Annotated in this window: 15 protein-coding genes; 2 read left to right on the top strand and 13 right to left on the bottom strand. The window is 60.0% G+C overall.

Going from position 1 to position 19,339, the window contains the following annotated elements; all coding sequences use genetic code 11:
• Window positions 1–334: 334 nt before the first annotated feature.
• From M5G18_RS25090 to M5G18_RS25105, 4 genes are read right to left on the bottom strand one after another with little or no spacing between them, the layout of a single operon-like run.
• Complete coding sequence (locus M5G18_RS25090; RefSeq protein WP_007953692.1) at window positions 335–1,489, bottom strand: osmoprotectant ABC transporter ATP-binding protein OsmV; 1,155 nt, start codon at window positions 1,487–1,489, stop codon at window positions 335–337.
• On the bottom strand, window positions 1,486–2,139 hold the full coding sequence (locus tag M5G18_RS25095) for an ABC transporter permease (protein ID WP_007953690.1): 654 nt from the start codon (window positions 2,137–2,139) through the stop codon (window positions 1,486–1,488). The genes M5G18_RS25090 and M5G18_RS25095 overlap by 4 nt, the downstream gene beginning before the upstream one ends.
• 13 nt (window positions 2,140–2,152) lie before the next feature.
• Window positions 2,153–3,046: a glycine betaine ABC transporter substrate-binding protein gene (locus tag M5G18_RS25100; protein ID WP_273898359.1), complete on the bottom strand. Its 894-nt coding sequence runs from the start codon at window positions 3,044–3,046 to the stop codon at window positions 2,153–2,155.
• Window positions 3,047–3,067: 21 nt separating this feature from the next.
• A complete protein-coding gene (locus tag M5G18_RS25105) occupies window positions 3,068–3,757 on the bottom strand; it encodes an ABC transporter permease (protein WP_172667905.1) in 690 nt (229 codons plus the stop codon).
• 356 nt (window positions 3,758–4,113) lie between these two features.
• Here M5G18_RS25105 and M5G18_RS25110 point away from each other — a divergent pair, with 356 nt between their 5' ends.
• A complete protein-coding gene (locus M5G18_RS25110) occupies window positions 4,114–5,697 on the top strand; it encodes a peptide chain release factor 3 (protein ID WP_085608055.1) in 1,584 nt (527 codons plus the stop codon).
• Between the two features lie 256 nt (window positions 5,698–5,953).
• Window positions 5,954–6,214, top strand: a complete 261-nt coding sequence (locus tag M5G18_RS25115; protein ID WP_064384136.1) for a hypothetical protein — start codon at window positions 5,954–5,956, stop codon at window positions 6,212–6,214.
• 107 nt (window positions 6,215–6,321) lie between these two features.
• On the opposite strand, the gene M5G18_RS25120 is transcribed toward M5G18_RS25115, so the two are convergent.
• The 9 genes from M5G18_RS25120 to M5G18_RS25160 form a co-directional block, all read right to left on the bottom strand.
• A complete protein-coding gene (locus M5G18_RS25120) occupies window positions 6,322–7,302 on the bottom strand; it encodes a peptide ABC transporter ATP-binding protein (protein ID WP_007953682.1) in 981 nt (326 codons plus the stop codon).
• A complete protein-coding gene (locus M5G18_RS25125; RefSeq protein WP_007953667.1) occupies window positions 7,302–8,270 on the bottom strand; it encodes an ABC transporter ATP-binding protein in 969 nt (322 codons plus the stop codon). Before M5G18_RS25125 ends, M5G18_RS25120 begins: the two co-directional genes overlap by 1 nt.
• A gap of 10 nt (window positions 8,271–8,280) precedes the next feature.
• On the bottom strand, window positions 8,281–9,207 hold the full coding sequence (locus M5G18_RS25130; protein ID WP_273898360.1) for an ABC transporter permease subunit: 927 nt from the start codon (window positions 9,205–9,207) through the stop codon (window positions 8,281–8,283).
• A gap of 11 nt (window positions 9,208–9,218) precedes the next feature.
• The gene (locus M5G18_RS25135) at window positions 9,219–10,229 is read right to left on the bottom strand and encodes an ABC transporter permease subunit (RefSeq protein WP_007953665.1); all 1,011 of its coding nucleotides are present in this window, start codon (window positions 10,227–10,229) and stop codon (window positions 9,219–9,221) included.
• Window positions 10,230–10,302: 73 nt separating this feature from the next.
• Entirely contained in the window at window positions 10,303–11,898 is a 1,596-nt protein-coding gene (locus tag M5G18_RS25140) for an ABC transporter substrate-binding protein (RefSeq protein ID WP_273898361.1), read from the bottom strand.
• A 78-nt stretch (window positions 11,899–11,976) separates the two neighbouring features.
• Entirely contained in the window at window positions 11,977–13,395 is a 1,419-nt protein-coding gene (locus tag M5G18_RS25145; protein ID WP_273898362.1) for an OprD family porin, read from the bottom strand.
• Between the two features lie 177 nt (window positions 13,396–13,572).
• On the bottom strand, window positions 13,573–15,171 hold the full coding sequence (locus M5G18_RS25150) for an ABC transporter substrate-binding protein (RefSeq protein ID WP_273898363.1): 1,599 nt from the start codon (window positions 15,169–15,171) through the stop codon (window positions 13,573–13,575).
• A 300-nt stretch (window positions 15,172–15,471) separates the two neighbouring features.
• Complete coding sequence (locus M5G18_RS25155) at window positions 15,472–17,097, bottom strand: ABC transporter substrate-binding protein (RefSeq protein ID WP_273898364.1); 1,626 nt, start codon at window positions 17,095–17,097, stop codon at window positions 15,472–15,474.
• A 260-nt stretch (window positions 17,098–17,357) separates the two neighbouring features.
• Window positions 17,358–18,959, bottom strand: a complete 1,602-nt coding sequence (locus M5G18_RS25160) for an ABC transporter substrate-binding protein (protein WP_273898365.1) — start codon at window positions 18,957–18,959, stop codon at window positions 17,358–17,360.
• Window positions 18,960–19,339 lie beyond the last annotated feature (380 nt).

The following is a 19,339-nucleotide window of genomic DNA, read 5'->3' on the forward strand; positions in this document are numbered from 1 at the left end:
ACGCTTCTGACGTGCGTCGCGGATATCACTCTTTGTAGCCGACCGAGATGACGGTCAGATGTTCCGCAATAATTTTCAGGTGTTAAAAATACCTGCACGTTCGAAGCTGATGCGCGCCAAGTCATGGATAAGTACGATCACTTCAACATCGGCGACGTTGGCGGCGAGAAGGGGAGGTGAGGGGGAAGTTGCGGGTTGAGGCTGACATCCTCGGCCGGGTTCAACCCTCTGAGCTGTTGATATTTCTTGCCGGCTCATCGTTGGCAAAAAAATCTCGGCTGTCAGGTTCCGGCGGTCGAAAAAAAGGGCTGTCGAGCAGCCCTTTTGCTTTTGATCAGGCTACCGCCTCGGCTGGTGACACGATATTGGTCTTCATTCCGCGTGATCGACCCGAACTCAGGTATGCCGCAATCGACTCCTGGGTGACTTCGCCGAGGAACACTCGCTCGGCATCCATCACCGGCAACCATGCCCGATTGAACTCGTACATCCGCGACAACAGAATGCGCAAATGCTCGTCGTACGCCGCCGTGGCGTTGAACTCGCGGAGGAATTGCGCACAGGTGCCGGTCTGACGATGCAGGTCACGACGGCGCACATAACCCAGTGCCTTGTTCTCGGCGTCAGTCACGACGACATAACGACGGTCATGCTCGTCCATCAACTCCAGCGCATCGGCCACCGGGGTTTCCGGGCTCACCGACGGCGCGTTGTCCGCGGCGTCTTCGGCTTTCACCAGCAGCAGGCGTTTGAGGGTGCTGTCCTGGCCGACGAAGTTGCTGACGAAATCGTCCGCCGGATGGGCGAGCAGAGTGTCCGGATGGTCGATCTGCAACAGCTTGCCGGCGCGGAAGATCGCGATCTTGTCGCCGAGCTTGATCGCTTCGTCGATGTCGTGGCTGACCATGATCACGGTCTTGTTCAGCGCGCGCTGCATCTCGAAGAATTCGTTCTGGATCATCTCGCGGTTGATCGGGTCGACCGCGCCGAACGGTTCGTCCATCAGCAGCAGCGGCGCATCCGCCGCCAGCGCACGGATCACGCCGATCCGTTGCTGCTGGCCGCCGGACAGCTCGCGCGGGTAACGATGCAGATACTGCTTGGGCTCAAGCTTGATCATGCTCATCAGTTCGCGGGCGCGGTCGTGGCATTTCTGTTTGTCCCAGCCGAGCAGTTTCGGCACCACCACGATGTTCTCTTCGATGGTCATGTTCGGGAACAGACCGATCTGCTGGATCACGTAGCCGATGTTGCGGCGCAGGGTCACTTCGTCGAGGTCGGTGGTGTCTTCGCCGTTGATCAGGATCTTGCCCGAGGTCGGCTTGATCAGGCGGTTGATCATTTTCAGCGTGGTGCTTTTGCCGCAACCCGATGGCCCGAGGAACACACAGATTTCGCCTTCATTGACGGTCAGGCTTACCGAGTCCACGGCTTTCACATCTTTGCCGTTGCTTTGGAAGGTCTTGCTGAGGTTTTGAAGTTCGATCATTTGAGGAGTCCTTTTGGAGTCAGCGAACGTTGCAGCCACTGCAAAATGAGGTCGGCGAAGATCGCCAGAAGACTGACCAGCAGCGCGCCGACGATGAGCATCGACATGTCGCTGCGGCTGATGGAGGCGAGGATCAGCACACCGAGGCCGCCGGCGCCGATGGTCGCGGCGATGGTCATCACGCCGATGTTCATCACCACAGCGGTACGCACCCCGGCGAGGATCACCGGCACTGCGATCGGCAACTCGACCATGCGCAGGCGCTGGCCGAAGGTCATGCCGATGCCGCGTGCGGCTTCACGAATGCCCGGTTCGACGCCGGTCAGGGCGAGGTAGGTGTTGCGCATGATCGGCAGCAGTGAATAAAGGAACACGGCGGTGATCGCCGGCATCGGGCCGAGGCCCTGGCCGAATTTCGAATAGAACGGCAGCAGCAGGCCGAACAGCGCAATCGACGGCACGGTCAGCAGCACCGTGGCGCTGGCCTGCAAGGGACCGGCGAGGCTCGGGAAGCGCGTCATCAGGATGCCCAGCGGCACGCCGATGAGAATCGCCAGGCTGACGGCGATGCCGACCAGCGTGATGTGCTGCCAGGTCAGGTGCATCACCTGCTGCCAGTCGAGGTGGGAAAAGGCGTTCAGGAATTCCATGACTTTTCCTCCTTTAGTTCAGTGGGTGCTGGCGCAGGAAGTCGGCAGCGACTTTCGACGGGCTCTCGTGATCGACATCGACCCGCGCGTTGAGCTGGCGCATGGTTTCGTCATCGAACAGTTCGGCCAGCGGCCTGAGTTGCTCCGCCAGTTTCGGGTGGGCGTCGAGGTAGGCCTGACGCACCACTGGCGCGGCGGTGTAGTCCGGGAAGTAATGCTTGTCGTCTTCCAGCAGCTTCAGCCCGAACGCGTTGAGGCGACCGTCGGTGGTGTAGACCAGACCGGCAAACACCTGACCGTTACGCAGCGCGGTGTAGACCAGGCCTGCGTCCATCTGCCGGATGTTCTGGCGGGTCAGGTTCATGTCGTAGAGCTTGACCATGCCGTCCAGCCCGTCGGAACGGTTGGCGAACTCGGTGTCCAGCGCGACCAGGTGATTGGTCTTGGCTTCAGCCTTCAGCACGTCGTTCAACTGGCTGATGTTGTTGATCTGCGGATATTCCTCGGCCACTTTTTTCGGCAGGGCGAGGGCGTAGGTGTTGCTGAATTTCGACGGCGTGAGCCAGACCAGGCCTTTTTTCGCGTCGAGTTCTTTCACCCGGGCGTAGGACTGTTCGCTGTCGAGTTTTTCGGTGACATGGTTGTAGGCCACCAGCGACACGCCGGTGTATTCCCAGAGCATGTCCAGCTGCCCGCTTTCGTGGGCGCTGCGGGCGAGGTTGCTGCCCAGGCCGCCGGTGATCTGCGCGTCGTAGCCTTTGCTGCGCAGGTATTGTGCGGTGATTTCCGCGAGCAGGGTCTGCTCGGTGAACACCCGGGCGCCGAGGCGAATGAGCGGCTTTTCCGCCGCCTGGGCCAATCCTGCGAAAAGCAGGGCGCAGCCCAAGATCAAGCTAAGTCGTTTCATGTTCATTCCTTCGCAAAAGCCTTAAGACGGGCGCAAACCACGTTCCAGCCAGAGACGGCTGGCGAGGGTGACCACGCCATCGAGCAGCAGGGCCAGCAGCGCGGTGCACGCGGCGCCGAGCAGCAGTTGCGGCTGATTGTTCAGGGCGATGCCGGGGAAGATCAGGCTGCCAAGGCTGTTGGCGCCGATCAGGAAGGCCAGCGGCGCGGTACCGACGTTGATCGCCAGCGCCACCCGCACACCGCCGACGATGATCGGCACGGCGTTGGGCAACTCGACTTTCCACAGCACCTGGCGCGGCGTCATGCCGATGCCGACGGCGGCTTCTTTCAGCGAGCCCTGGACGTTTTTCAGGCCTTCATAGGTGTTGCGCACAATCGGCAAAAGCGAGGCGAGGAACAAAGCGAAGATCGCCGGACCGCTGCCGATGCCGAGAATCCCCAGGGCAATCGCGAGCACGGCCAGCGGAGGCACGGTGTTGCCGATATTGAAGATCTGCATGAAGCGTTCGGCGCGGCCGACCATGGTCGGGCGGCTCAGGAATATGCCGGCGGGAATGCCCACGACCAGGGCGGCCAGCATTGAAGCGAGGACGAGAATCAGATGAGCTTGCAGGTAAAACAACAAATCGTCGCGGTAGTGTTCGATCGTGTTGATGCCGATCCAGTGGACCAGCAGGGCCAGGAGCGCGATCACCACCGCACCTCCCATCAGCCCTTTGCCATAGCGGATAGCCACAGGCGGACTCCTTTTTTTAGTCGGCGAGCGCTGCTCCGTGTGGCAAGGCCATTCCTGGCTGCCGAAGTCAGCGTTCGCGAGAAGCAGCTTTTTTTCAGTCCGGCAAAAGCGGTCTGAAAGCGAGCCATGAGCGCAGCCTCGTCAGGCTAACTTGCTGATTTTTCAGCCCCTGACGAATTGTCGTAACAGGGGATGGACGTCTCCGTGCTTTAAAAGGTTCCCATCTGAGGCAGCATTTGGCCACCCTTAATGTGCTCAACGGTTCGGTTATTGAATCGAGTTGGGCTATAATCGCCGCCCTTTTTTGAATCACCGCCAGGCGATTTCCCATGACCAGACAGGCCGCCGAAGTCGCGAAACGCCGCACTTTCGCCATTATTTCCCACCCCGATGCCGGTAAAACCACCATCACCGAAAAGCTCTTGCTGATGGGCAAGGCGATTGCTGTGGCCGGTACGGTGAAATCCCGTAAATCCGACCGCCACGCGACATCCGACTGGATGGAGATGGAAAAGCAGCGGGGCATCTCGATCACCACGTCGGTCATGCAGTTCCCGTATCGCGAACACATGATCAACCTGCTCGACACCCCGGGCCACGAAGACTTCTCCGAAGACACCTACCGCACCCTGACCGCGGTGGACTCGGCCCTGATGGTTCTCGACGGCGGTAAAGGTGTTGAGCCACGTACCATCGCGCTGATGGACGTCTGCCGTCTGCGTGACACGCCGATCGTCAGCTTCATCAACAAACTCGACCGTGACATCCGCGACCCGATCGAACTGCTCGACGAAATCGAAGCCGTCCTGAAGATCAAGGCTGCGCCGATCACCTGGCCGATCGGTTGCTACCGCGACTTCAAGGGCGTCTACCACCTGGCCGACGACTACATCATTGTCTACACCGCCGGTCACGGTCACGAACGCACCGAAACCAAGATCATCGAGAAGCTCGATTCCGACGAAGCCCGCGCGCATCTGGGCGACGAGTACGATCGTTTCCTCGAACAGCTGGAACTGGTGCAGGGCGCCTGCCACGAGTTCAACCAGCAGGAGTTCATCGACGGTCAACTGACGCCGGTGTTCTTCGGTACTGCACTGGGCAACTTCGGTGTCGACCACGTACTCGACGCCGTGGTCGATTGGGCCCCGCGCCCGCTGCCACGCGTAGCCAACGAGCGCACCGTGGAGCCGGTGGAAGAGAAGTTCTCGGGCTTCATCTTCAAGATCCAGGCGAACATGGACCCGAAACACCGCGACCGCATCGCCTTCATGCGTATCTGCTCCGGCAAGTACGAGAAAGGCATGAAGATGCGCCACGTGCGTACCGGCAAGGACGTGCGCATCGGCGACGCCCTGACGTTCTTCTCCTCCGAGCGTGAACAGCTGGAAGAAGCGTACGCCGGCGACATCATCGGCCTGCACAACCATGGCACGATCCAGATCGGCGACACCTTCAGCGAAGGCGAAACCCTGGGCTTCACCGGTATCCCGCACTTCGCCCCGGAACTGTTCCGCCGCGTACGCCTGCGCGATCCGCTGAAATCCAAGCAACTGCGCCAGGGCCTGCAACAACTGGCCGAAGAAGGCGCCACCCAGGTGTTCTTCCCGGAGCGCAGCAACGACATCATCCTCGGCGCCGTCGGTGTGCTGCAGTTCGATGTGGTCGCCAGCCGCCTGAAAGAGGAATACAAGGTCGAGTGCTCCTACGAGCCGATCACCGTGTACTCCGCGCGCTGGATCGAATGCAGCGACAAGAAGAAACTGGAGGAATTCTCCAACAAGGCTGTGGAAAACCTCGCACTGGACGGCGGCGGTCACCTGACCTACCTCGCGCCAACGCGGGTCAACCTGGCCCTGATGGAAGAGCGCTGGCCGGACGTGAAATTCCGTGCGACCCGTGAGCACCACTAAGCGCTGAACTGCACCATCCAAAGCCCCCGATGCATAAGCCTCGGGGGCTTTTTATTGGCTGCTTATCAAGCGTTCGAGAAAGGCGACTTCGCTTAGCCGATCCGGTTATGAGCGTTATTCGAAAGCGGTCTGTCCACGCATGGCATTTCCGGGCAGTGGTTAGCGTCCTATCTGGTGAACCCGGCGGATCGGAACTAGATTTCAATCAGCGTCAGGTCAGCACGAATTTCTCACCTGGAACAGGATGGACTCGGCTATGAAAAACAGGTTGCTACGCGTTTTGCTGCTGTTGAAAGTGATGGTGATGCTGTCCCTCGGCACTGCGACGGCCTGGGCCGAGTGCGAGGATCACGATACCCAGGCTTCCAGCGGGCAGGTGGGGCACAGCGCGCTGATGCTGGCCAAGTCCGAGTCCGAGCCGGGCGATCAGGGTCAGGGCGGCAGCGCCGACGATGACGACTCGACCACCGATGAGCCGGACACCGACGATCCGGACGAAGGCGACAGCCAGACGTAGATTCCGGGCAAAAGAAAACCCCTTCTTTCCCGATCGATGCGCAATCGGGGCAGAAGGGGTTTGGTCAACTCATCAACAACCCGCCCCGGGAAACAGGGCGGGTTTTTTTATGCCGCGCCGTCGAGGAATTGCTCGGCGTAGTGGCACGCGACCTGACGCGTGTCGAGCTGACGCAGAGCCGGCTCTTCGCTGCTGCAACGCGCGGTGGCATACGGGCAGCGCTTGTGGAACGCGCAGCCAGGCGGCGGGTTCAGCGGGTTGGGCAGCTCGCCGACGATCTTGATTTTCGGCTTGTCCGGATCCGGGTGGATGGTCGGGGTCGCCGACAACAGCGCCTGGGTGTACGGGTGCAGAGGACGGGCGTAGATGTCGTGCTTCGGACCGATTTCCACCGGGCGACCGAGGTACATCACCATCACATCATCGGCCACGTGCTGCACCACCGCCAGGTTGTGCGAGATGAACACGTAACCTGTGTTGAACTCCTGCTGCATGTCCATGAACAGGTTCAGCACCTGCGCCTGGATCGACACGTCCAGTGCGGAAGTCGGTTCGTCCGCCACCAGCACTTTCGGTTGCAGCATCATGGCGCGAGCCAGCGCGATACGCTGACGCTGACCGCCGGAGAACATGTGCGGATAACGCTGGTAGTGCTCGGGACGCAAGCCGACCTGCTTCATCATCGCCTGGACTTTCTCGCGACGCTCGGCAGCACTCAGGTTGGTGTTGATCAGCAGCGGTTCGGCCAGTTGATCACCGATTTTCTGCCGTGGGTTCAACGACGCATACGGGCTCTGGAACACCATCTGCACGTCTTTGCGCAGTTGTTTGCGCTGGGCCTTGTCGGCGCCGGCCACTTCCTGCCCGGCGATTTTCAGGGAGCCGGACGACGGCTCTTCGATCAGGGTCAAGGCGCGGGCGAGGGTGGATTTACCGCAGCCCGATTCACCGACGACGGCGAGGGTCTTGCCGGCTTCCAGCTCGAACGACACGCCGTTGAGGGCGCGTACGGTCGCATGGCCCTTGAACAGGCCACGGGAGACTTCGTAGTGACGGGTCAGGTCGCGGGCGGTAAGTACGACGGCCATTACGCCACCTCCTGGTTCAACGGATAGAAGCAGCGGGCGAGGCTGTTGCTTTTCGGGTCAAGGGTCGGACGCTGCGCGCGGCAGCTGTCCTGCACGTACGGGCAGCGCGGCGACAGCAGGCAGCCTTGCGGGCGGTCGTAACGGCCGGGAACGATGCCTGGCAGAGTCGCCAGACGCTCGGCACCCTGGCTGTGTTCCGGAATCGCCTTGAGCAGCGCTTCGCTGTACGGGTGGGCCGGGATGTCGAACAGTTGCGGCACCTGACCGACTTCAACGGCTTGACCGGCGTACATCACGCACACGCGCTGAGCGGTTTCGGCTACCACGGCGAGGTCGTGGGTGATCAGCACCAGGCCCATGTTCTGCTCTTTCTGCAACGCCAGCAGCAGGTCCATGATCTGCGCCTGAATTGTCACGTCGAGTGCGGTGGTCGGCTCGTCCGCGATCAGCAGTTTCGGCTCGCCGGCAATCGCCATGGCAATCGCCACACGCTGGCTCATGCCGCCGGACAGTTGGTGCGGGTAGGCATCCATACGGCTGGCGGCGCCCGGGATTTCGACTTTTTCCAGCAGTTCGATCGCACGTTTACGCGCTTGCTTGCCGGACATTTTCAGGTGCAGGCGCAGCACTTCTTCGATCTGGAAACCGACGGTGTAGCTCGGGTTCAGCGCGGTCATCGGGTCCTGGAACACCATCGCCAGGTCTTTGCCGACGATCTGCCGACGCTGGCGGTTGTTCAGCTTGAGCATGTTCTTGCCGTCGAAGCTCAGTGAGTCGGCGGTGACGATCCCCGGGTGCTCGATCAGGCCCATCAGCGCCATCATGGTCACGGACTTGCCGGAACCCGACTCGCCCACGATCGCCAGGACTTCGCCCTTGTCGACTTTCAGGTCGAGGCCGTCGACGACCGGAGTGGCGTTCTTGTCGCCGAAGCGAACGTTGAGATTCTTGATTTCTAACAGTGACATGGGAATCTCCTCAGGCGGCGTTCTTGAGTTTCGGGTCCAGCGCATCGCGCAGGCCGTCGCCCATCAAGTTGATTGCCAGCACGCTGAGCAAAATGGTCAAACCAGGCAGACTCACCACCCACCAGGCGCGTTCGATGTAGTCGCGGGCCGAGGCCAGCATGGTGCCCCACTCAGGGGTTGGCGGCTGGACGCCGAGGCCGAGGAAGCCCAGGGCGGCGGCATCGAGGATCGCCGAGGAGAAGCTCAGGGTCGCCTGAACGATCAGCGGTGCCATGCAGTTCGGCAGCACGGTGATGAACATCAGACGTGGCAGACCGGCACCGGCCAGGCGCGCGGCGGTCACGTAGTCGCGGTTCAGCTCACCCATCACGGCGGCACGGGTCAGACGCACGTAGGACGGCAGCGAAACCACAGCAATCGCGATTACGGTGTTGATCAGGCCTGGGCCGAGGATGGCGACGATCGCCACGGCCAGCAGCAGCGATGGCAGGGCCAGCATGATGTCCATCAGACGCATGATGGTCGGGCCGACCATTTTCGGGAAGAAACCGGCGAACAGACCCAGCAGGATCCCCGGGATCAGCGACATCACCACTGACGACAGACCGATCAGCAGCGACAGGCGCGAACCCTGGATCAGGCGCGACAGCAGGTCGCGACCCAGTTCATCGGTGCCGAGCAGGAATTGCATCTGCCCGCCTTCGAGCCACGCCGGCGGCGTCAGCAGGAAGTCACGGTATTGCTCGCTCGGGTTATGCGGGGCGACCCACGGCGCGAAGATCGCGCAGAAAATCACCAGCAGCATGAACAGCAGGCCGGCGACGGCGCCCTTGTTCTTGGCGAAGGCCTGCCAGAACTCTTTGTACGGTGACGGGTACAGCAGACTTTGATCCACGGCGGTGGCGGCGGTGGCTACTGAGGAAGTTGGAGTGCTCATGGGTATTGACCTCAGCGCTGATGACGGATGCGTGGGTTGGCAAAGCCGTAGAGGATGTCCACCACGAAGTTGACCAGAATCACCAGGCAGGCGATTAACAGGATGCCGTTTTGCACAACCGGGTAGTCCCGGGCGCCGATGGCTTCGATCAGCCATTTACCGATGCCGGGCCAGGAGAAGATGGTTTCGGTCAGGACCGCACCGGCCAGCAGGGTGCCGACTTGCAGGCCGACCACGGTCAGTACCGGAATCAGCGCGTTGCGCAGGCCGTGCACGAACACCACGCGCGACGGCGACAGGCCTTTGGCCTTGGCGGTACGGATGTAGTCTTCACGCAGTACTTCGAGCATCGACGACCGGGTCATCCGCGCGATCACCGCCAGCGGAATGGTGCCCAGCACGATGGCCGGCAGGATCAGGTGGTGCAGGGCATCGAGGAACGCGCCCATGTCATCGGCCAGCAGGGTGTCGATCAGCATGAAACCGGTGCGCGGCTCGATGTCGTAAAGCAGGTCGATCCGCCCGGATACCGGGGTCCAGCCCAGGCTCACCGAGAAGAACATGATCAGGATCAGGCCCCACCAGAAAATCGGCATCGAATAACCCGCGAGGGAGATGCCCATCACCCCGTGGTCGAACAGGGATCCTCGCTTGAGGGCCGCGATCACCCCGGCCAGGAGGCCCAGGATGCCGGCGAACAGCAGGGCGGCCATGGACAGTTCCAGGGTCGCCGGGAAGAGGGAGGTGAACTCGGTCCATACGCTCTCACGGGTGCGCAGGGATTCGCCGAGATCGCCGTGGGCCAGTTTGCCGATGTAGTCCAGGTACTGGGCGTACAGCGGTTTGTTCAGACCGAGGCGTTCCATTGCCTGAGCGTGCATTTCGGGGTCGACCCGACGTTCGCCCATCATCACTTCCACGGGGTCGCCGGGAATCATGCGAATCAACGCGAAAGTCAGCAAGGTGATGCCGAAAAACGTGGGGATCAATAACCCCAGTCGGCGGGCAATAAAACTAAACATCGTGTGTGGTACCTCATCAGCCGGTTAGGCGTGCCCGGCGACCCTGGGGTCAGGGGCGCCGGGAGTTTCTTATCTACTTCACCTGGGTGGTGGCGAAGTTATTGGTTGTCAGAGGGCTGATGTGATAACCCTCTACGTTGTTGCGCATTGCGGTGAACATGCGGGTGTGGGCCATGCTGATCCACGGTTGGTCCTGATTGAAGATCACCTGGGCTTCTTCATACAGTTTGGCGCGTTCGGCCGGATCTACTTTAGCCCGTGCTTCGTCGAGCAGGGCCTGGAATTTCTCGTTGCACCAGCGAGCGTAGTTTTCGCCGTTCTTGGCCGCTTCGCAACTGAGCATAGGCGTCAGGAAGTTATCCGGGTCGCCGTTGTCGCCCGCCCATCCGGCCGAGACCATGTCGTGCTCGCCGGCCTTGGCGCGTTTGAGCATCTCGCCCCACTCCATCACGCGGATGTCGATCTTGATCCCGACTTTCGCCAGGTCAGCCTGCATCATCTGCGCGCCGAGCATCGGGTTCGGGTTGGTCGGGCCGCCGCCGTTACGGGTAAACAGGGTAAACACGGTGCCTTCCGGTACACCGGCTTCCTTGAGCAGCTTGCGGGCGGCGTCGAGGTCGCGTGGCGGGTTCTTCAGGTCGTGGTTGTAGCCCAGCAGGGTCGGCGGGTACGGGTTGACCGCGACCGACGCGTTGCCTTTGCCGAACAGGGCGTTGACGTAGGCTTCCTTGTCGAAGGCGATGTCGATCGCTTTGCGCACCCGCACGTCGCTGATGTATTTGTGCTGGGTGTTCATGGCGATGTACGAGACGGTCATCGCGTCCATTTCATCGACTTTCAGGTTGCTGTCTTTCTTGATGCTCGGGATGTCATCCGGTTTCGGATACAGCGCGATCTGGCACTCGTTGGCCTTGAGCTTCTGCAAACGCACGTTGTTGTCGGTGGCAATCGCCAGGATCAGCGCGTCAGCCGGGGCCTTGCCGCGGAAGTAGTCCGGGTTGGCCTTGAAGCGTACCTGGGCGTCCTTGGCGTAACGCTGGAAGATGAACGGGCCGGTGCCGACCGGTTTGTTGTTCAGGTCGCCGGTCTTGTTGGCCTTGAGCAACTGATCGGCGTATTCGGCCGGGTAGATCGAGGAGAACGCCATGGCGATGTCGGCCAGGAATGGCGCTTCGCGACGGGTCAGGGTGAACTTGACGGTGTTGTCGTCGACTTTCTCGACGCTTTTGAGCAGTTCCTTGAAGCCCATGCTTTCAAAGTACGGGAAGCCCACGCTCGACAGCTTGTGCCACGGGTGATTCGGGTCCAGCTGACGCTGGAAACTCCAGACCACGTCGTCGGCGTTCATGTCGCGGGTCGGCTTGAAATATTCGGTGGTGTGAAACTTGACGCCTTTGCGCAGGTGGAACGTGTAGGTCAGGCCGTCTTCGCTGATGTCCCAGGACTCGGCCAGCGCCGGAATCACCTCGGTGGTGCCGGGCTTGAAGTCCGCCAGACGGTTGAAGATGGTTTCGGCCACCGCGTCGGCAGTGACTGCAGTCGTGTACTGGACCATATCGAAGCCTTCCGGGCTGGCTTCGGTGCAGACCACCAAGGGTTTGGCCGAGACGCCGACAGCGACACTCAGCAACGCAGCCGCGATGGCCGCACGTAGGGGAAGCATTTTCATCAAGAACCCTCTGCAATCGGTTGAAGACAAAAAGCCGAACGGCCGACTCGTCACTGAGTCAGCCGTCGGCGTGCGGTTTTACAGGATGTTGAACGGGATGGTGGTCACGAGACGGAACTCGTTGATGCTGCCGTCCAGCTGGTTTTCACTGGCCCGGTGCGCGGTGTAGGTGGCGCGGATGGCGGTCGCCTTGAGTGGCCCGCTCTGTACGGCGTAGGCTGCGCCAATACCGTATTCGTAGTGGTTTTCGCCATCCATCGCCAGCACGCTGTCGTAAGCGCCGCCCTTGTAGTGGGTGCCGTCGATGCCCCAGCCGCGAGCGCTGTAAATGTTGAACTTCAAGCCTGGCACACCGTACTCGGCCATGTTCAGACCGTAAGCGACCTGGAACGACTTCTCGTTCGGACCGTTGAAGTCCGAGAGCAGGGAGTTGGCCAAGTAGATACCGTTCGTTTCGTGCAGGTAGTCGAAGTACTCGTTACCGTTAACTTCCTGGTACGAGAACGTCAGGCTGTGCGCCTGGTGCGTCAGGCCCAACGACAGCGAGTAGGTGTCGTTATCGATGTCGCCCAGCTTGGCTTTACCTTCATCCACGGTCTTGTAGTAGTTCAGACCGGTGGTCAGGCTCAGTACCTGGCTGTCGCCCAGCTCGTGGGTTGCGCCGAAGTAGTACTGTTTCCACATGTCTTCAGCTTGAGTGGCCCACAGGCTGGTTTTCAGGCTGGCGAATGGCTGGTAGGAAATGCCCGCGGTGTTGACGTGGTCGATTTCAATGATGCTGTCAGCGTATTCGGAGCGGAACTTGCGCTGGCTTTCTTCGGTACGCGGCGAGTTTTGATCGAACGTGGCGATGTCGAAGGTCAGGTTGTCCAGCTCTTCGCTGTGCAGGCTGACGCCCTGGAAGCTGGAAGGCAGGGGACGGTTGCCGATCACGTCGACCATCGGGCTGCTGAAGTTCTGACGGCCGGCGGTCAGGGTGGTGTTGGAAATTCGTGCCTTGACGTTAGCCAGGCCGAGTTTGCTCCACTGGCCTTCAGCGTCACCGCCGTTGCGAGTCAGCGTACGGTTGTTGCCAGGGCGCACGGAGTTGGCTTCCGGGGCGCCGCCGTTACCGGAGGCGAGATTCTTGCGGTCACGCTCCAGAGCAATGGCGTTATACAGCGCAACTTCGGTGCTGATACCGACAGTGCCTTCGGTGAACCCCGAGTTGTACTTGATGATGGTGCCCTGCACCCAGTTGATGCGGCGATCGGTGGTCTGCAGCGTGTCGTTGTGTTTGTAGCGGAATTTCGCGCCACGCTTGAGTTCTTCGTTGGCGTACCAGTTACGGGTCGAGCCGCTGATCGACTGACCTTCGAGGAAGCCGGTGGCTTCTGCCTGGGCGCTCTTGGTGTTGACGGTCACCGGGGTGAACGCCTGGCTTTGGGTTTCCGCGTAAGCCGTGGCGGTGATGCTGCTGATGGCCAGGGCCAGTATCGCGGTGCTGCTCAGTTTCATGGGTGAAGCTCCTTTACTTTCTTTTTATGCCGGCTTTTTTGGGTTGGCCGGTTATTGGTTTAGAACTCATTCACACATCGCAAACGTTTGCAAAAGACCTGATTGGCGAATTTCGGCAAAGCGCTTGCGTGAGGGGGTAGACGGCCCCCTCAGCATTGCGGCTAATCGGTTTTGTGTTTAATCGATGCTGACACCCGAAAACACGTTGCGACCAAACGGGCTCACCTTGAACCCTTCGACTTTGGTGCTCAGCGGCTGGTTGACCGTCGAGTGAGCGACAGGCGTGATCGGCACTTGCTGCTTGAGCAATTGCTGGGCCTGTTTGTAGAGCACGGTGCGCTGGTCGCGGTCGGTGACGACCTTGGCCTGTTTGATCAGCTTGTCGTAAGCCGGATCGCACCACATGGAGTAGTTGTTGCCGCCGATGGCGTCGCAACTGTAGAGCGTGCCGAGCCAGTTGTCCGGATCCCCGTTGTCACCGGTCCAGCCGATCAGGCTGATGTCGTGTTCGCCATTCTTGGTGCGCTTGATGTACTCGCCCCATTCGTAGCTGACGATCTTCACTTTCAGGCCGATTTTGGCCCAGTCGGCCTGGAGCATTTCGGCCATCAGTTTGGCGTTCGGGTTGTACGGACGTTGTACCGGCATCGCCCACAGGGTGATCTCGGTGCCTTCCTTGACGCCGGCAGCCTTGAGCAGCTCCTTGGCTTTTTCCGGGTTGTAGGCGGCGTCCTTGATGGTGTCGTCGTAGGACCATTGGGTCGGTGGCATGGCGTTGACGGCCAGTTGGCCGGCGCCTTGATAAACAGCGTTGAGAATCCCCTGTTTATTCACCGCCATGTCCAGCGCCTGACGCACTTCGAGCTGATCGAACGGCTTGTGGCGGACGTTGTAGGCGATGTAGCCGAGGTTGAAGCCCGGCTTCTCGATCAATTGCAGTTTCGGGTCGTTCTTCAGTGCCGGCACATCGGCAGGGCGCGGGTGCAGGGTGACCTGGCATTCGCCGGCCTTGAGCTTCTGCACGCGCACCGAGGCGTCAGTGTTGATCGCAAAAATCAGGTTCTTCAGCTTCACCCGGCTCTGATCCCAGTAATGCGGGTTGCCGGTGTAGCGAATGTTCGAGTCTTTCTGGTAGCTCTTGAACACGAACGGGCCAGTGCCGATCGGCTTCTGGTTGATGTCGCTCGGCTTGCCTTCGGCCAGCAGCTTGTCGGCGTACTCGGCGGACAGGATGGCAGCGAAGCTCATGGCAATGTTCTGGATGAACGCGGCGTCGACGCTGTTGAGCGTGAACTGCACGGTCAGCGGCCCGGTCTTCTCGACCTTGGCGATGTTCTTGTTGAGGCTCATCCCGTTGAAATACGGGAACTCGGTTGGATAAGCCTTACGGAATGGCTGTTGCGGATCGAGCATGCGGTTAAACGTGAACAGCACGTCGTCGGCGTTGAGATCGCGGGTAGGTTTGAAGTACGGCGTTGTATGAAATTTCACACCTTCACGCAGGTGAAAGGTGTACTTGAGACCATCCTCGGAAATATCCCAGCTGGTTGCCAGGCCTGGTACGACATTGGTCGCGCCTTTTTCGAACTCGGCCAGCCGGTTGTACAGCGGTTCGGCGGCGTCGTTGTCGGTTGCCGTCGTGTACTGCGCGGTGTCGAAACCGGCCGGGCTGCCTTCGGAGCAGAACACCAGACTGTTGCTGGCGGCGAAACTGGCGGACGTGGCGGCCAACAGGCCGGCGCCCAGCAATGCGGAAAAAACCAAGGTATGGCGCATGACGCTCCCTCTTTTCTTAGTGTTTTTCAATGCGCCGCGATCCCGTCCAGGGATGTTGTGGCGGCATTGAGCTCAAACCAATACGGCAGCAAAACCGATAGCCCACGCAGTCACTGGTCAGAACCCGACGGTAGGGGCCGTGGGTCTGGCAGTAAATGCGCTGAGTCCTAAAGACTCGTAGGAAAAGGCAACGCGTCCTTACCCAACCTAGTAAGACTGGCTAGAAAAGGCTGTAGGCAAATTCCTGACTTCTCGGCAAAAAAAACAGCGGCGACGCTGAAAACGTCGCCGCTGCTTCTTTTATTTGCTGACGCTGACGCCGTAGAAGGAGTTCAAGCCGAATGGGCTGATCTTGAAGTCCTGCACGTTGGCGCGCATGGGTTGATACACCGTCGAGTGAGCGATAGGTGTCATAGGGACTGCATCTTTGAGGACGTGCTGCGCCTCTTTGTAGAGTTCGGTGCGCTTGGCCTGGTCGGTGGTGCGCTTGGCTTCTTTCACGAGGCCGTCGAATTTCTTGTCGCACCATTTGGAGAAGTTGTTGCCACTCAGGGAGTCGCAACCAAACAACACGTTGAGCCAGTTGTCCGGATCACCATTGTCACCGCTCCAGCCAATGATCATGGCCTGGTTCTCGCCACCTTTGGAGCGCTTGATGTACTCGCCCCACTCGTAGCTGGTGATCTTCACTTTCAAGCCGATCTTGGCCCAGTCGGACTGGAGCATTTCAGCCATCAGCTTGGCGTTAGGGTTGTACGGACGCTGAACCGGCATCGCCCACAGGACGATCTCGGTACCTTCCTTGACGCCGGCTTCCTTGAGCAGCTGTTTGGCTTTCTCAGGATCGTACTTGGCGTCCTTGATGGTGGTGTCGTAGGACCACTGGGTCGGCGGCATGGCGTTGACAGCCAACTGGCCCGCGCCCTGGTAAACCGAGTCGATGATCTGTGGCTTGTTCACAGCCATGTCCAGCGCCTGGCGAACGCGCAGGTCGGCCAGCGGGTTGGCTTCGTTGCTGCCCTTGACCTTGTCCATCACGTTGTACGCGATGTAGCCCAGGTTGAAACCCGCCTGGTCAGGCATCTTCAGCGCCGGGTCTTCTTTCAGCGCCTTGAGGTCGGCCGGACGCGGGAACAGGGTGACCTGGCACTCGTTCTTTTTCAGTTTCTGGATACGTACCGACGGGTCGGTGGTGATGGCGAAGATCAGGTTGTCGATCTTCACGTCGTCAGGCTTCCAGTAGTCCTTGTTCCCGGTGTAACGGATGTTGGAGTCTTTCTGGTAGCTCTTGAACACGAACGGACCAGTGCCGATCGGCTTCTGGTTGATGTCGGCAGCCTTGCCTTCCTTCAGCAGCTGGGCTGCGTACTCGGCGGACTGAACAGACGCGAAGCTCATGGCCATGTTCTGGATGAACGCGGCGTCGACTTCTTTCAGCGTGAACTTGACGGTGTGGTCGTCGACTTTATCGATCTTGGTGATGTTGGTGTCCATCCCCATGTCGGTGAAGTACGGGAATTCGGTCGGGTACGCCTTACGGAACGGGTCATCCTTGTTAATCATGCGATTGAAGGTGAACAGCACGTCGTCGGCGTTGAACTCACGAGTCGGCTTGAAATACGGGGTGGTGTGGAACTTGACGCCTTCACGCAGGTGGAAGGTGTAAGTCAGGCCGTCATCGGAAATGTCCCACTTGGTCGCCAGACCAGGAATCACGGCGGTACCGCCACGCTCGAACTGGGTCAGACGGTTGAACATGGTTTCGGCTGAGGCGTCGAAGTCGGTTCCGGTGGTGTATTGGCCTGGATCGAAACCGGCCGGGCTGCCTTCGGAGCAGAACACCAGGTTAGTCGCAGCGGTGGCGAAAGGTGCGGAGGCTAACAAGCCTGCGCCGACTAAAAACGGAATGACCGCGTGTTTAAGCATGTTGGCCTCATGATTTGTTGTCATTTTTTAGTTGTGAGGTACGACCTCGTGAGTCGTGCCTGCGGATACTTATGCAGGGCCCATACCCAATGCAAGATCCAGAGCGCTCGGCGGCGTCAAAGCGTGGCACGAACGTACCTTAATGTCGCATCCGTATAACTTCTGACGCATTTGACCGTTTGCGGCCGGTTTTTACGGTGCAAACGAAGCCCCAAAACGGTGCGCTGGTCACGTTGTGCGCGCCGGATTGGGGCCGGGTGTTACTTATTTATACCCACGCCATAGAAGGGGGTTAGACCGAACGGGCTGATCTTGAAGTCGGTGACTTCCTTGCGCAGCGGCTGGAACACCGTGGAGTTGGCGATCGGCGTGATCGGCACCTGCTGTTTAAGGATCAGTTGCGCCTGTTGATACAGTTTTACCCGTTGCGATTTATCGGTGGACACCTTGGCCTGTTGCACCAGCTTGTCGTAGGCCGGGTCGCACCATTTGGCGTAGTTGCTGCCCTTCACCGCCGCGCAGCTGTAAAGCACGCCCAGCCAGTTGTCCGGGTCGCCGTTGTCACCGGTCCAGCCGTAGATCATCGCGTCGTGTTCGCCGTTCTTGGCGCGCTTGATGTACTCGCCCCATTCGTAACTGACGATGTTGGCCTTGATACCGATCTTCTCCCAATCCTGCTGGATCATCTGTGCCGACATCCGCGCATTCGGGTTCGAAGCGCGCTGCACGGTCATGGCCCAGAGGTTGATGGTTGTACCCGGTGCAACCCCGGCTTCCTTGAGTAGCGCCTTGGCTTTGACAGGGTCGTGCGGCGCGTCTTTTATGTTCGGATCGAACGACCATTGCGCTGGCGGCAAGGCGTTTTGCGCGAGCTGCCCGGCACTCTGGTAAACCGCTTTGATGATCGCCGGTTTATCGATGGCCATGTCCAGTGCCTGGCGTACTTTGAGCTGATCCAGCGGCGGATGGGTGGTGTTGTAGGCGAGGAAGCCGAGGTTGAAACCGGCCTGTTTCAACACGCGCAGATTCGGGTCTTTTTCCATCACTTCGATGTCGGCCGGGCGCGGGTAGCCGCTGACCTGGCATTCGCCGGTCTTGAGCTTTTGCAGGCGTACGGCGGCGTCCGGGGTGATCGAGAACACCAGGTTGTCGAGCTTCACGTCCTCGGGTTTCCAGTAGTCCTTGTTCGCGGCGTAGCGGATCTGCGCGTCCTTCTGGTAGCGCTTGAACACGAACGGGCCGGTGCCGACCGGTTTCTGGTTGAGGTCGGCGGCGTGGCCTTCCTTCAACAGTTGGGCGGCGTATTCGGCCGATTGCACCGAGGCGAAGCTCATGGCGAGGTTTTGCACGAAGGCGGCATCGACGTTGTTCAGGTTGAAGCGCACGGTGTTTTCGTCGAGTTTTTCAACGGATTTGATCGTGGTGTTCAGGCCCATGTCGGTGAAGTACGGGGATTCGGCGGGGTAGGCCTTGCGGAAGGCGTTCTCCGGGTCGAGCAGGCGCTGGAAGGTGAACAGGACGTCGTCGGCGTTGAAGGTTCGGTTCGGGGTGAAGTAGTCGGTGGTGTGGAATTTTACGTTTTGGCGCAGGTGGAAGGTGTATTGGAGGCCGTCCGGGCTTACGTCCCAATTCGTCGCCAGGCCGGGTTCGACTTCGGTGCCGCCGCGTTTGAATTGGGTGAGGCGGTTGAAGACGGTTTCGGCGGAGGCGTCGAAGTCGGTGCCGCTTGTGTATTGGCTGGGGTCGAAGCCTGCGGGGCTGGCTTCGGAGCAGTAGACGAGGGTTGTTGCGGCGTTGGCGATTGGGGTTATGGCGGTCAGGGCCAGGGTGATCAGGAGTGGTTTTAGGGTGGATCTTTGCATGTCTGGCCCGTGGGTTTTTGAGGTGGTTGTTGTTTGAGGTTAGCGGGGATTTGGGGGTGTTCGGAAATATCGTTTTTTGAGGGGATGCGTCTATCTCGGTATATCTGGGGTGATTGGGTGTATATCCGTTGCTGCGGTAACGGCTTCTTATGGTTTCGCCCTTACGGCGAGTCCCTTTTGGCAAACGCCCCAAAAGGAACCAAAAGGTCTGGGCCCCTGCGTTCGGCACCTCGCTTTGGCTCGGTGTTCCTTCGTTCCGGGATTCATCCGGGGGCATCGCCTACGGTTTGCTTCGCTGCACCTCCTCTCGATGCATGCGGCTTCGCCGCACGGTCGCTGCGCTCCCACCCCCGGATAAATCCCTCCACTCAGCCTTCCGA

The organism is Pseudomonas aphyarum (genome assembly GCF_028657055.1).
Taxonomy (GTDB): domain Bacteria; phylum Pseudomonadota; class Gammaproteobacteria; order Pseudomonadales; family Pseudomonadaceae; genus Aquipseudomonas; species Aquipseudomonas aphyarum.